The sequence below is a fragment of the Paenibacillus amylolyticus genome (assembly GCF_051136285.1).
In the GTDB taxonomy this organism is placed as follows: Bacteria; Bacillota; Bacilli; order Paenibacillales; family Paenibacillaceae; genus Paenibacillus; species Paenibacillus amylolyticus_F.
Window position 1 is genome coordinate 1,332,396 of sequence record NZ_CP194938.1, and the last position, 13,772, is coordinate 1,346,167.

A 13,772-nucleotide genomic window follows, 5' to 3' on the forward strand; every position below is an offset into this window, starting at 1 on the left:
TTCATCAGCAAAACTATTCTATAATGAAACTATGTCCGAAAGCAATACTTATTTCTTATATTTAAAACAAAAAACAGGACATCCGGCTCAGCACATATGCCAAGCCAAATATCCTATCTGATTTCTTTATATCCAATTATATGCTAGATGCGTCACGCGCATACTCTGTTATACGTCGTCCTCATCCTCTTCTTTTTCAAGGACACAACGGAAACTCTCCACCCCTGGATACAATTCACCAAGACTATAAACGACAAATCCCGTATTTCGGTAAAACTCTACCGCCTCCTGATCCGTCTCTGCGATCAACGTATCTGGATTGTACTCTGCAAGAAGCTGTGAAATCATGCCCCGGCCATAATTTTTGAATCGGTTCTCCGGCAGCACGGCAATATGGCGAATGGTAATTTCGCTCGCTCCCGTATGTTCGTAACCAATCAGACCGACCAGCTGTTCTTCGTCCTCATATCCGGTCAGAAACAGATTACTCTGTGTCACATACTGCTGTACCGTCCGATTGACCTGATCCGGGTCTGGAAAGACAGCATAGGATAATAACTCCTGCACATCCGGCTCCTGCAGACGTGGCTTCAAATTTTTCAACAAAACAATTCCTCCAATATACGTACTTCTCTGCCGAGAACATTTAAAACTTATTCAGCCATCGATTGTATAGGCATTCTCAACCCGTTATCGTATTGTAGACTGTAATTTGGCAAAGTTCAAGACAAGTCCATTAATCTTTCTGCACAGCAAACCGAAGCAGTTCACAACGGAACTCTGTTGGTTCATCATACTTCTCTTCCTGGATCGTCTGGGTCACATGCTCCTGAAAAAGGATGTTCCACCCATCGTAGGCTTGCTCCAGCAGTGCAATAGCCTCGGATGTGGACAGATTCAACTCAATCAACGGCTCAATCTGACGGCCGGTTTGGATTTCTTTTTCCTCGACACTGGTGCTCATCGTAATACAGTGGATGCCCCCGGTCCGGGTTCCCGCCTGTAACCGCTCTACTGTTTCAAGAAAGGCCTCTTTGCTGGATGTGTGTTCCAGACAGGAACACGCCGCAATAAAATCAAAAGCATTCGGTTGAACCTGATAATGCTCGACGTCTGCTTTTTCAGCCTGTACGATGTGATCCACCTGATATTGCTTCGCATATTTGCGAAGACCCTCTACCGCTTCATCCAGTAGATCGACGCCAATAACCTCGCTGTTTGTATCTGCCAGACGTTGCGCAATCGGAATCGTGTGTCTGCCCACACTACATCCCAGGTCAAGCACACGTAATTCCTGTTTATGAACAAGCAAACGTTCCAACATCTCCATCACCATAGGCATGGGTCTGGACATCCATGTTCCGTCTTCAAACAATTCATTGTTTTGATAAAAGTTAGAATGATATCCCGCTTCAGCTTGACGAGCAGCCTCCAATTGTTCTTCTCGCATTCCGGTACCTCCTGCAATGGATTTAGACCTTTACAGTAACCTTCACACAAAAACGAAGAAAAGAATCAGATAGATAATCATCATTATTAAACTGGCAGTCACAAGAATTTTCCCCGCATCCCGTTTGCTGGCATATTCATTAAACAACAACACTCCACCAACGGTCATGGCAATAGGGGCAAAAAACAACGTCATAATCACAAGCAACCCCGTCGAGTACTGATCCAGTGCAGATTCTTCGTACTCCATCATGTGAGACTGTTCCGGCTTGGCCGTTTTGGTCGTGACCATGTTGCCGCAGGACTTACATTTGAATTCATCCGCTCCCATAGGTTTATGACAATACGAGCATTCCCTTGAAAATCGTGGCATGTCTGTCTACCTCCAAGTGAAATCCAGGTTTGTTAGGCAATCCATAACTGAGAACTCAACAATAATTAGGGGATCAGTGAACCGCTCCCTCTCGATATGGCATATGTTTCTGCAAAAAAGTGTTCAGCACCGATTTATATTTCTCGCGATCCACCCGAAAGGCTGTGGCATGGCCTGCACGAGGAATCGTCAGCAGTTCCTTATCGGTGGGGCAAGCTTCATACAAGCGATATACCATATCCTTGGGTACAAAGGTGTCCGCTTCACCATGAATGAACAGCACCGGAACTCCTACTTTGGCAAGTTGCTTCAATGCAGAGGCTTCTCTAAAAGAGTATCCTGCTTTCCACTTTGTGATCAAACTGGTAACCGGAATGAATGGAAAGGCGGGCAGTTTGTACAACTGCTTCAACTGAAACGTCAATTCCTCCTCCACCGAGGTATAGGCACAATCCGATACGATGGCTCTAACCTGATCTGGCAGGTTTTCCCCACCTGTCATCAGTACAGTGGCGCCCCCCATCGATATGCCGTGCAGAACGATATCTGTATTCATACCTACATGTTCCAGCACCCAACCGACCCATTGAACATAATCCTTCCGGTCTAACCAGCCAAACCCGATGATTTCTCCTTCACTCTGACCATGTCCCCGATCATCGGGCATTAATACGTGATAACCCAGCGTCTCGGCGTAAAATCTGGCGAATCCCGCCATTTCTCTACCTTTTCCAGAGTAGCCATGGGCCAGAATAACCGTTCTTGCAGATTTGTTTCTGGATGGAAGCCAGATGCCAGAAAGTTTGAGTCCATCCTGTGACTGAATGGTAACGGTCTTGCTATCCTGAGCATCAAGCCAGTGTAGATCCCCAGCACTGCTGATCAGTTCATTGTCTGCTTCCGTTTTCAGATTCGGATTATTGACCAAAAATGTTTTCGGCGTACGACGAATGGCTGTCTTGAAGAAATAAAGTCCCCCGGCCCACATCAGAGACGTTATTATTATAATGAGAGCCGCTAGGCCGTAAAATATCATGAAAAAGATCCTCCCTTGCTGCCAATAAGGTACAGCGACTCGGTAAAATAATACAACCATATCATGGCATATTTCAACTCTTATTAGCCTGCTGAAGCGCACTACACGCAGCCTGATACGCGGGAAGAAGCTTATCGAGCAAAGGCTCTGCCTGATGAGTTTGCTCTTGCTTAGCGTGTTTCTCAATCTGACTGAACAAGGTTGAAAGGTAACTGATGCCGAGACTCAAACTTCCAGATTTTAAATCATGTGCTGTCTCGGCTGCGGCCGCATGATCGGCTGAAACTACATGTCTGCGCAAGTCCTCGATTTTTCCCGGCGTTTCCGCACGGTACATCTCCAGTAGCATACTGAGCAACGTTTGACTGCCATCCGTGTTTAATTCAGCAATTTCACGAACCACGTTCATATTCAGAATCTGCACGGGTTTCGATGCGGAGTGCCACTTCCGAATGATTGAGTTCAGCACCTCTAAGGTAAACGGCTTGCCGATAAAATCATTCATTCCAGCCTCATAACACTTATCTTTTTCACTTTGCATGACATTGCCAGTCATTGCAATCATCGGCGTCGGTTGGCGCATCTCATCCCGCTCTATTGTACGAATCTGACGAGCGGCTTCGACTCCATCCATAACCGGCATCATACTATCCATCAGAATCAGACTGTATTTCTTATGACGAAATGCATCTACAGCCTCTTCCCCATTGATTACACATTCAAGCTCTAAAAAACCAAGTTTTTTAAGTTGCAGCTGGACAAGCTGACGGTTAATGGCATTATCATCAGCCAGCAAAATCGGCAAGGTACGAGGATCTTCCGCAGACTGATCTGGATTCACCGAAGTCTCATCTCCACCCGTTTGCTGGGCAATCTCTCCGCTTCCAGCCATCTGTAGTCCAAGTTCAAGCTCAAACCAGAAAGTTGATCCTTCTCTTTCTTTACTCTCGATGCCAATCTGTCCATTCATCAGAGTAACGAGTGACTTGCAGATCGATAAACCAAGACCTGTACCTTCATACTCTTTCGAACGTCCCTGTTCTGTCTGCATATAGGGCTGGAAGAGACGAGCCTGGTCTTCCTCTGAAATGCCAATCCCAGTATCATGCACCTCGAACCGAACAAGCTGTCTACTTGTATGTTGTTTCACAAGTTCAACCCGTACCTTAACTGAACCATCGGTAGTAAATTTATTTGCGTTCTGAATCAGGTTGATCAGAATTTGTGTAATTCGTGTGGAATCCCCTTCAAGTACAGCGGCGACTTCCGAATCACAATCAATCAAAAACTGGTTTCTTTTCTTATCGATCTGCGGATTAAGCAAACGGAAGATGTGATCCAGAATTTCCTGAATATTCACTTCTCCCTGTTCAAGACGCACTTGGCCTGCCTCGAGCTTGGAAAGATCCAGCAGATCTTGAATTAATTTGAGCAGGAGTTTAGCCGCCTCCTGGATAACGGTTACTGATTCCTTCTGCTCCGCAGATAGAGGCGATAACGCTAACAATTCTGCCATCCCCAATATTCCGTTCAGCGGTGTGCGAAAATCGTGACTGATGACTGCCATAAAGGCACTTTTAGATTCGTCAGATGCCACTGCCTGCTGGCGTGCCCTCTCAAGACCAGCATTGTTCTTACTGAGCTGCCGCTGGAGCGTAACCAGTTCATTGTTCATGTCCGAAAATGCCGACAGCGTACGCTCCTCTTGCTCCTTGCTTCGAATCAGTTGATCCGATAATTGCTCGATCGTTCTGCGCAGTCTCTTCATCTCTTCATTGTCATTAGGCATCACTTCAGCCCTTTCCTATTCAATTACCATACTTGCACTATCAAGCGACACCGGATGAATAAGCAGACGCTCTGCCATAGCAAGCGCATCTTCCGCACTGGGTGCATACCCATCAGCACCAACTGTTCTCCATAAATTTTTGTCTATATTGAACGGATAACCGCCTACCATCACTTTGACATGGGCTATCTCTGCATGCTCGCGAATGCGTTCGATCAATTCTCTTGCCAGATGAAGATGATAAGTCATCGTCACGGAGATCGCCACCACATCACTCTCATGATGCTTGATCGCTTCGACAATGCTTCCATTCGGAACATTAGCACCAAGATAATACGTATCCCAGCCCTCCATTTCGAAAACATCCGTGAGCATTCGCAGCCCAACCTCGTGCTGTTCACTTCCCACACAGGCTGCGACCAGTTTTTTACCCTGATTCGGCCCGATCATCCATCTGGAATACAACCGTGAAATAAACGATTGCGTTGCTGCTGTGCAAAAATGCTCTTGACCTACACTGATCTGGCCTTGTTGCCACAACCGACCGATTTCGTATTGAACAGGCTGAAAAATGTACCGATATATATCTCGGATCGACGCTCCATCATCCATTTCAGACTCGATAATTTCAAAAGCTTCCTTCCGTTGATCATCAAGCAAATACTGCAAGTAAGCTTCTGCTTCCAGACCGTAGGGCATTGATGCATGAATAAAACTGGTCTGGGTTTCCAGTTCCTTCGTTACATCGATCCCCATCTCCAAATATTCTAATAGAAAGGTACGATGAGGTTCTTCGAATTCTTCATTTAATGTCCCTTTGATCAACTTAAGGTTCATTCCCAGATCCTCCGCCGATACCTGATAACCGGCAAGCAGCACTTTTAACCACGATATATAGTGAGTGAACAAACTGGGACTTTTCACAAGCACACTTTCTGCCAGGTAGCTCAGACTGTACTGTGAGTCCTGCTTGGTTCTTATTTTTCCAATCGGACCGAAACGTTCCATTAAGTCGGGCTGCAACCGATACTGCATTTCGGTGATTTTTTCGGCCAAGATCCCTGCATCTTGAAGTAAACGTTCTCCGGCCTCCCGATGACTCATCGACGCATTCCTCCTTTGTATACACCTGCTACCGCATAAATCTGCTTCTTCTATATGATTCCGTTCAAGGCAACTATACTAATCTAGTATACCTGAAGCCAGTGTATAAACTTTCGACGCTATAAAACAATCTTCCTATATTATGCAGCTGTACGCAAGCCATATAGCCACTATTCGAGGCATGTAGCAGACACAAAAAAAACGGATCTACGTTATAAACGTAGGTCCGTTTTGCCTTCTGCAGCAAGTCCAAGCTTCTTCAGCAGACGTATCGCATCCATCTTTTCGGAAGGCTCAAGTCCCTCCAAAATGTCGATAATGACTTGATGATGCTGTGGAAATATTTGCGTGAATAACTGTTTTCCTTCCTCCGTCAACTCAGCATATATCACCCGGCGATCTTCCTTGGAAGGACGGCGAAACAGTAAATTCTTGTTTTGTAACTTATCAACAACATACGTAATATTGCCACTGGACATCAATACTTTTTCACCAATCTTTTGCAAGGCCTGTGGTCCTTTATGATATAACAAGTCAAGTACACCAAATTCTGTGGAATTGAGTCCATGGTTCTGGATGTCCCGATTGGAACGTGATGTCACCGAGTTGTAAGCGCGAATAAGAACCACAAATAACTGCAATGACAGCTCCCGGTTATCCTCCTTGTTCAGCATTTCTATAATCCTCCATCAGTTCTATACATTTCCGTCCGTTTCGCCGGATAGCTTCTGTTCCCATTCCTCACGCAGCATGCCCATCCGAATTGAATCAACATATTCTCCAAGAACAATCCGGCACTTCCGCAACCGCCCCTCGATCTGCAGTCCTAGCTTTGCAGCAGCCCCAATCATTCGTTCATTGCCAGACCAAGTAGTCAGTCCAACTCTCACAATAGGCATGTGTTCAAACAAATGACTTGACCACATATGTAGTGATCGTGTACCAATCCCCCGCCCCCATCTGGCAGGTTTGTAGATTACAATTCCCATCTCCAGCCACATGGATAGCGGATCTTCGATATAATAACTAATCATTCCCACGATTTCTCCGTCTGCTTCAATGACCCGGATGGATTCCGGACGTCCTGCTTTTTGATCTGCTTTCAACCGTGCGTGCGTATTGCGCTCGTATTGATCGTAATGAACAGGCTCCAGAGGATAGTAAGGTGCATCCCATTTCTTCCAATCAGGATCGTCATCACTGTAGATCAACTCATATAGTTTAATAATGTCGTCTTGTTCCACTGCGCGAAGAACAAGCTCATCATCTCTAAGGGGCAGTTCTTTCATATTAAATCATGACACCCACTCTCCGATATATTCATTACGTACGGTGAAGCTCGTCTATAGTGCCATCCTCTTTGGCGATGATCACTACGTTGGCCATATTCACGAATAATCCATTGTCCACGACACCTGGCAGCATATTCAGTTGCAGGTTAAGTTCTGCTGCATTCGCAATCGCTCCCAGATGGCAGTCTGCAATCAAGTTACCGTTATCCGTGTGGTATGGTTCCTGCTTGTCCATTCTCCACTTCGGCTGGCATCCCATTTTTTCAAGTGCCTGAAAGGTCCATTCCGATGCAAAAGGCACGACCTCAACCGGTAAAGGGAATTTCCCCAGTTTGTTCACAGCCTTGCTGCCGTCAGCAACAATGATCAGTTTATCACTGTTCGCAGCCACTATTTTTTCACGCAGAAGAGCTCCGCCACCGCCCTTGATCAGATTAAAATCCGGATCGACTTCATCCGCCCCGTCAATCGTCAGATCCAAACGTCCGATCTGGTCAAAAGGAATAATGGGGATGCCCCATTCCCGGGCCAGTTTGTCTGAAGCCTCTGAGGTAGCTACTGCCTGAATATTCAGGCCTTCCCGAACCCGCTCCCCAATTCGACATATCGCATAATACGCGGTTGAGCCCGTGCCCAAACCAACTTTCATTCCATCTTCAACGAACGCTGCTGCATGTTCTGCCGCAATCTGTTTCAGATTCATTCTTATCCCCCGTCTGCTCATAATTTGTATAAAACCATATGTAGTTATTATAGATAAAACCTCATCCGATGTATATCCATGCTTCCAAGCCAGATTGAGACCATTCTCTGATGATTAATGGTGTATTTTTTCCCACTATGTTATAGAATACAGAATGAAACTAAAAAATGGCAATTTTTAATAATAAACAGTACTAATTACCTATAAACGAAGGGTTATGTCCATAAATACGTAAAAAATTAAAAAAGTTTTAACAAAGCTATTCAATTTAACGACATTTTACACGACATAATAGATATAGATGTGTTTTAATAATTAGACACGTATGGTTTCATAAGGTACATAAGTCTCGAATGATGACTAAGAAACCAAGACCATTGTCGCATACTTCCCTTTGAAGGAGATGACGAAATGCAGTAGCTTTTTGTACCAGAAGCATACCTACAGTTTCTTAATTTACAGAAGATCAGGAGTGGAAATTAGTGAAATCATTGAGCTGGAAAAACATGTCGTTTTTCTCCAAAAATCTATTGCTCTCATTTACCAACATTATCATTATTGGTGTGGCTTTGATTGCAAGCAGTTATTACTTCCAAAAAACGGTTCTGGTCGATCAGCTACATGGACAAGTAGAACAGATCACGAAAAAGTGGGCACAAGATATTAATCCTGTAGATGTTCAAACCGCAATTACAGAGCGCAGTTACGAAGGTGCTGCACAGACGAAACTAAGAGCTTATTTTGATGAAATGCAAAAATATTATCCTAACATTGCACAAGCCTATATCTTTGGTGTGGAGCTTGGCGGCGACAACAAACGGTTAACTTCCCTTGTTGCGATGCCAACGAACCTGAGAGAGGCTTTTCAGAGCGACAACGTAAACATTGGTGATATGTACGAACAACCGGTTGTTGTAGCCAATGCCCTGAAAGAAATGCTGAATACCGATCGTCCAACGTTCACAACCTTTTACTCCGATGACTTCGGAACCTGGACAACCATTGCTTATCCAATTAAAGACAGCAACGGCAAGATCTTCGCTTACTTCGCTGTAGATGCGGATGCCAAAGCAGTTCCGGCAGGTCTGAACTCGTTGTTATTAAATGGAGTTATTATTCTCGTAGCGTTCTTGCTTTTGTTCCTCATTATTCAATACATTGTCGTAAAAAACACCCTCTCTCCGATTCGTCATCTGATCAAAGGCATTGATGAAGTCAGCAGAGGTAATTTGGATGTCACCATTCCGACAGGAAAAGATGATTTGGGACTCGTTAACGAGAAATTCAACGTCATGGTACGCAGAATTAACGACACTATCGTAAAAGTGCAAATGACATCCCAGGAAGTGAATCAATCTGCGAAGGAACTCTACGAAGTCTCTGAACGCAACAGTGACAACGCAGACTCCATTAACAGTAACGTGACCCATATTACTTCCAACATCCGTTCACAGGAACAGGCCACCCGTGACAGCGCCCGCGCAATGTCCGAGATGGCTACCGTGATCCAGACCATCGCGAGCAGCTCCGCAAGTGTTGCGGACGAAGCGTATGAGATGGAGCGTCGTTCGCAGCAAGGTAACAGTGTCGTTCGTCAGGTATCCGAACAAATGAACCTGATCACTCAATCTGTAAAAAATACGGCTTCAGCGATCGAAGTGCTGGAGAGCCGTTCACAGGAAATCGGTGATATTTTGAACATAATCTCAGGGATATCAAGCCAAACTAATCTGCTTGCCCTTAATGCATCCATTGAAGCCGCTCGTGTCGGTGAAGAAGGAAGAGGTTTTGCAGTAGTTGCTGGTGAAGTACGTAAGCTCGCCGAACAGTCCGAGCAGGCAACCAGTCAGGTTGGCGTATTGATTCAAGAGATCCAGTCGGGTATCAAACAAGCCGTTCAAGCCATGGAACAAGGTACTTCTGAAGTAGATACAGGACTCTCTGTAGCCGATCAAACCGGTCAATTGTTTGATGAAATTCTTGAAGCAGCTAAGAAGGTATCCCACCAAATTCAGGAAGTATCCAGTGCCACGCAGGAAATTTCAGCGGGTACAGAGGAAATGACTGCAACAGCTGATGACTTGTCTGCAAGTGTAAGCAAGACCGCTGACAGCAGTGAGAAAATTTCTGTGTCTGTAGACGAACAAAAGGCATCCCTGATTACGCTGGTAGACTCCTCCACTCGACTCACGGATATGTCTGAAGAGCTTCAGGAACTGATTTCTCATTTTAATGTAAGCAAGCAACAATAATAAACTAGGTTTCAACCAAGGAGGATACCTGAAGTGATTGAAAACCAATCATTATCCCACTCCGTGGAATCTGGCTTACCTGTTCTTCAGATTCCATTGGATTATGGACGTCGCCAGCAAACATTCTCTTATGAGTCTACTCATATTACATTGAAAGCGTCATTGAGTCGTGAACTTAAACAGAAGTTTGGGGAACAGATGGTGTACCCTGCATTCCTTTCAGCTTACGCAGCCTTATTATTCCGATTGTCTGCTGAACAGGAGCTGGCTATCGGAGTACTTGCTCCAGATCAGGCAGCTTCCTATCTTTCATTACAGCTTCAAGGCAAGACAACGTTCTGTGAACTGTTTGAACAGATTACACAGCAGCTTCAGATTCCCTATACACAACAAACCGGAGGATATCCCGAGACACTGTTTATGCTGAACAGCGTACAATTACCTCAGGCTCCTCAGGTGATGAATTGGAACGTTCGTTATGATCAGAACGAGATGATTCTAGATCTGTTCTATGACCGTTCGTTACTACAAGAGTCAACTGTTTTGCGTTATGCAGAATATTTTCAGACATTACTTCTCGCTCTCTTGTGTGATGATTGCAAAGCAATTGGCGCTGTAGACATTCTATCTGCTTCTGACCGTCTGATCTATCGGGAGATGAATGATACGGCTGTACTTGAACCCGTTCATTCAACAATCCATAGCTGGTTCGAAGCAACTGCCGCAGCGTATCCAAATTCCCCTGCGATCACCTCACTCTCAGCAGGTTATACGTACCGGGAATTAAATGAACGCGCGAATCAGGTTGCCCGTGTATTAATATCGAACGGACTGCAGCAAGGTGAATTCGTCAGCATTTTTATGGATCGAAGTCTGGACACCATTATTTCACTGCTCGGTATTCTTAAAGCAGGCGGTGCCTATGTACCGATTGATCCTGAACATCCGCAAGAACGGAACAGCTATATTGTCGAAGATACAGCTTCACCATTTGTACTGACAACAGAAGCTTCGTATGATCAGGCCAAAGAGTTATTCTCCAGCATTTCTACGGTACGCCAAATTCTATCCGTTGACGGACGACTTGCAGGATTCGCAGCCAGCAATCCCAATCTGGATATCAAACCGGATGATCTCGCTTATGTGATCTATACTTCAGGCTCTACCGGCAAACCGAAGGGCGCACTGATCGCCCACCGGGGTGTCACCAATCTGGGCAGTGTTGTACAGCGGGACTGCGACATTCAGCCCGGGGATGTATTAACTCAGTTTGCCACATACAGCTTCGATGCATCGGTATGGGATACGATCGGTGCTCTGTTCTATGGTGCTGAGCTTTATCTGTTGTCGGCGGAAGAACGGGTGTCTATTGAAGAGTTTGCAAGTGCGATTGAGCGAACAGGCACCACCATCATTACGATTTTGCCCACGATTTTCTTCAATCAGCTGGCTTCCTATCTGTCGGATGAAGGGTTTCATAAGCTGGCAAAAGTGCGTATCATCACCGTAGCCGGAGAAGCCCTATATGGGGAGCAGGTTCGGGCTTTCCAACGCAAATTTGGAAACCAGATTGATATCGTTAACGTGTATGGTCCAACTGAATGCACTGTCGCTACCACCACACACCGGATCAGTGAACAGGTTCCAGGCCACGTCGTTAACATTCCAATCGGTAGACCCATTCATAATTACAAAGTATACATTGTCAATGAAGAAGAGCAGCTCTGCCCTGTAGGTGTACCAGGTGAAGTGTATATCGCCACTCCCGCACTCGCCAAAGGTTACTTGAACCAGACTGAGCGAACAGAGCAGTCCTTCATTAGTAGTCCGTTTGCTATTGGTGAGAAAATTTACAAGTCCGGGGATATTGCCAAATTGCTGGATACCGGTTTGCTGGAATACGTGGGACGTAGTGACTCGCAGCTCAAAATTCGTGGTCATCGGATTGAGATCGGGGAAATTGAAGATCATCTGGCTCGGCTTGAGCAGATCCAGAACGTTGCCGTTATTCCTAAAAAGGAAGCGGACGGTCAAAATATGCTCGTGGGTTACTTCACATCCAAAGATGGGAGCACCCTCTCCGTAGCCGATATCAAAGCAGCTCTCTCCGAGAAGCTTCCATCGTATTTCGTTCCGAAATGGATCTGTCAGCTGGATGAGATGCCCGTTGCTCCAACAGGAAAAATCAATCGGAAAGCTATGGTATCCATGCCACATGTTGAACGTCATACCGATCAGATTGATCGAGTGATGCCTGAGACAGAAACGGAATCTGTTCTCTTCCATGCATGGAAGGAAATTCTGCAACATGATGAGTTTGGAGTTGAAGACAGTTTCTTCAGCATTGGTGGCGACTCCCTGCGGGTCATCCATGTACTGGTTCTTCTGAAGCCACATTATCCGCAGCTAAAAATTGCCGATTTCTTTGCTGAAAAAACAATTCGTGCGCTTGCTCACCGAGTAGAGCTTCTATCCGAGCAACAAGATGCTGTTAAAGGAGCTTCCAATACGAATGGCATGATCACTCAACTTGCTGAACATCCAGTGGAACTCTCATCTCAGCTTGGTTACCCGAACATTCTTCAGCCTGAACATGTGCTGCTGACTGGCGCAACCGGTTATCTGGGTTCACATGTACTGCAACAGTTGATTGTGAAGTCTTCTACACACATCTACGCTCTTGTGCGCCGTCCAAGCGATGGTACGACAGCAATGGAACGTTTGAGCAAAGTGATGCATGGTTATTTCGGCAAACAACTTGCTGACCAACTTACAGATCGTGTTGTGATTGTGGAAGGCAATTTGGAGGAAAAGAATCTGGGGCTTTCCGCCGAGCAGCAAGCTTTGCTTGAGGTACAAATCGACCGGATCATTCACTGCGCGGCTGATGTCCGTCATTTCGGAGAGGCGACGCAATTCGCCAAAACCAATGTCGAAGGTACGGTTGCCTTGCTGAACTTGATACGTAACAAAAAAGGGGCTTCGTTCCATCATGTATCCACGATGGGTATACCCGAAGATCTGGCTCTCAGTGGACAATGGGAATCTTCATTGCAATATGACTGTTTCCCGGCAGAGTTGCATGTAGACAACGTTTACTCCGACAGTAAGCTCGAAGCGGAGAAAGTACTCATGACTGCTGCAGGAGAAGGTGTGCCTGTCAGCATCTACCGTGCAGGAAACTTGACATGTGATTCTCATACCGGTCGTTTTCAAACGAATATCGACAGCAATGCCATCTACCGCATGATTAAAGCGATGTTGTTGCTTGGCAAAGCCCCTGCCGCGGACTGGCTGATGGACTTTACCCCTATTAATTATGCCAGCGAAGCGATTGTACACCTCGCTTTGCGTCAGGATACAGCTGGACGTGTGTTCCATATCTGTAATCCGGAGCCGATTCGGTATGACGAATTAGTTGAAGCCGTGAAACGTGCTGGTTATGATGTCGATACCATGCCGTTTGAGGACTATACCCGCTGGTTATTCGATGCAACCATCACAAAAGAGCCGGAAGCTTTGCAGCTTGCTATTGCTCAATTGGAAGGCGACGGAGCGAAGGATTCAGCATATGCCTATGCATCGCCAGTAACGACAGCCTACGTCGAACCAGCAGGAATCTTCTGTGCCAAGACCGATGACCGTTTCATTCATACCATGCTGGACTATGCTGTTCAGATCGGTTATTTTCCGGCACCGATTCGTCCGAATTACGGTACAACGACGGTTGCAGATTAAACCTATTTGCATAAATGCTTACAAACAGCTAGATAA

General features: G+C 45.7%; 11 protein-coding genes. 2 read left to right on the forward strand and 9 right to left on the reverse strand.

Annotated features, from left to right (window positions below):
• Positions 1–168 precede the first annotated feature (168 nt).
• From ACR8BL_RS05950 to rpiA, 9 genes are all read right to left on the reverse strand, one after another.
• Positions 169–603 (reverse strand): GNAT family N-acetyltransferase, encoded by a 435-nt coding sequence (locus ACR8BL_RS05950; RefSeq protein ID WP_434751752.1) that lies wholly within the window; start codon positions 601–603, stop codon positions 169–171.
• 133 nt (positions 604–736) lie between these two features.
• Entirely contained in the window at positions 737–1,450 is a 714-nt protein-coding gene (locus ACR8BL_RS05955; RefSeq protein ID WP_434751753.1) for a class I SAM-dependent methyltransferase, read from the reverse strand.
• 42 nt (positions 1,451–1,492) lie between these two features.
• Complete coding sequence (locus tag ACR8BL_RS05960; RefSeq protein ID WP_434751754.1) at positions 1,493–1,822, reverse strand: hypothetical protein; 330 nt, start codon at positions 1,820–1,822, stop codon at positions 1,493–1,495.
• Positions 1,823–1,895: 73 nt separating this feature from the next.
• The gene (locus tag ACR8BL_RS05965) at positions 1,896–2,858 is read right to left on the reverse strand and encodes an alpha/beta hydrolase (RefSeq protein WP_434751755.1); all 963 of its coding nucleotides are present in this window, start codon (positions 2,856–2,858) and stop codon (positions 1,896–1,898) included.
• Positions 2,859–2,931: 73 nt separating this feature from the next.
• Positions 2,932–4,647 carry an ATP-binding protein gene (locus ACR8BL_RS05970; RefSeq protein WP_434751756.1) on the reverse strand — a complete coding sequence of 572 codons (1,716 nt, stop codon included), beginning with the start codon at positions 4,645–4,647 and terminating at the stop codon, positions 2,932–2,934.
• 15 nt (positions 4,648–4,662) lie between these two features.
• Positions 4,663–5,751, reverse strand: a complete 1,089-nt coding sequence (locus tag ACR8BL_RS05975; protein ID WP_434751757.1) for a cobalamin B12-binding domain-containing protein — start codon at positions 5,749–5,751, stop codon at positions 4,663–4,665.
• A gap of 212 nt (positions 5,752–5,963) precedes the next feature.
• On the reverse strand, positions 5,964–6,425 hold the full coding sequence (locus ACR8BL_RS05980) for a MarR family winged helix-turn-helix transcriptional regulator (protein WP_434751758.1): 462 nt from the start codon (positions 6,423–6,425) through the stop codon (positions 5,964–5,966).
• A gap of 21 nt (positions 6,426–6,446) precedes the next feature.
• Positions 6,447–7,040 carry a GNAT family N-acetyltransferase gene (locus tag ACR8BL_RS05985; RefSeq protein WP_434751759.1) on the reverse strand — a complete coding sequence of 198 codons (594 nt, stop codon included), beginning with the start codon at positions 7,038–7,040 and terminating at the stop codon, positions 6,447–6,449.
• A 34-nt stretch (positions 7,041–7,074) separates the two neighbouring features.
• Positions 7,075–7,746 carry a ribose-5-phosphate isomerase RpiA gene (rpiA, locus tag ACR8BL_RS05990; RefSeq protein ID WP_434751760.1) on the reverse strand — a complete coding sequence of 224 codons (672 nt, stop codon included), beginning with the start codon at positions 7,744–7,746 and terminating at the stop codon, positions 7,075–7,077.
• A 506-nt stretch (positions 7,747–8,252) separates the two neighbouring features.
• Here rpiA and ACR8BL_RS05995 point away from each other — a divergent pair.
• Both ACR8BL_RS05995 and ACR8BL_RS06000 read left to right on the forward strand, forming a co-directional pair.
• A complete protein-coding gene (locus tag ACR8BL_RS05995; RefSeq protein ID WP_434753028.1) occupies positions 8,253–9,998 on the forward strand; it encodes a methyl-accepting chemotaxis protein in 1,746 nt (581 codons plus the stop codon).
• A 33-nt stretch (positions 9,999–10,031) separates the two neighbouring features.
• The gene (locus ACR8BL_RS06000) at positions 10,032–13,736 is read left to right on the forward strand and encodes an amino acid adenylation domain-containing protein (protein WP_434751761.1); all 3,705 of its coding nucleotides are present in this window, start codon (positions 10,032–10,034) and stop codon (positions 13,734–13,736) included.
• The last annotated feature ends 36 nt before the right edge of the window (positions 13,737–13,772 follow it).

Bases quoted from the DNA above. Each gene is read 5' to 3' on its own strand.
- ACR8BL_RS05955 (WP_434751753.1), bottom strand. From the start codon at position 1,450: ATGCGAGAAGAACAATTGGAGGCTGCTCGTCAAGCTGAAGCGGGATAT.
- ACR8BL_RS05960 (WP_434751754.1), bottom strand. From the start codon at position 1,822: ATGCCACGATTTTCAAGGGAATGCTCGTATTGTCATAAACCTATGGGA.
- ACR8BL_RS05965 (WP_434751755.1), bottom strand. From the start codon at position 2,858: ATGATATTTTACGGCCTAGCGGCTCTCATTATAATAATAACGTCTCTG.
- ACR8BL_RS05970 (WP_434751756.1), bottom strand. From the start codon at position 4,647: ATGCCTAATGACAATGAAGAGATGAAGAGACTGCGCAGAACGATCGAG.
- ACR8BL_RS05975 (WP_434751757.1), bottom strand. From the start codon at position 5,751: ATGAGTCATCGGGAGGCCGGAGAACGTTTACTTCAAGATGCAGGGATC.
- ACR8BL_RS05980 (WP_434751758.1), bottom strand. From the start codon at position 6,425: ATGCTGAACAAGGAGGATAACCGGGAGCTGTCATTGCAGTTATTTGTG.
- ACR8BL_RS05985 (WP_434751759.1), bottom strand. From the start codon at position 7,040: ATGAAAGAACTGCCCCTTAGAGATGATGAGCTTGTTCTTCGCGCAGTG.
- rpiA (WP_434751760.1), bottom strand. From the start codon at position 7,746: ATGAATCTGAAACAGATTGCGGCAGAACATGCAGCAGCGTTCGTTGAA.
- ACR8BL_RS05995 (WP_434753028.1), top strand. From the start codon at position 8,253: ATGTCGTTTTTCTCCAAAAATCTATTGCTCTCATTTACCAACATTATC.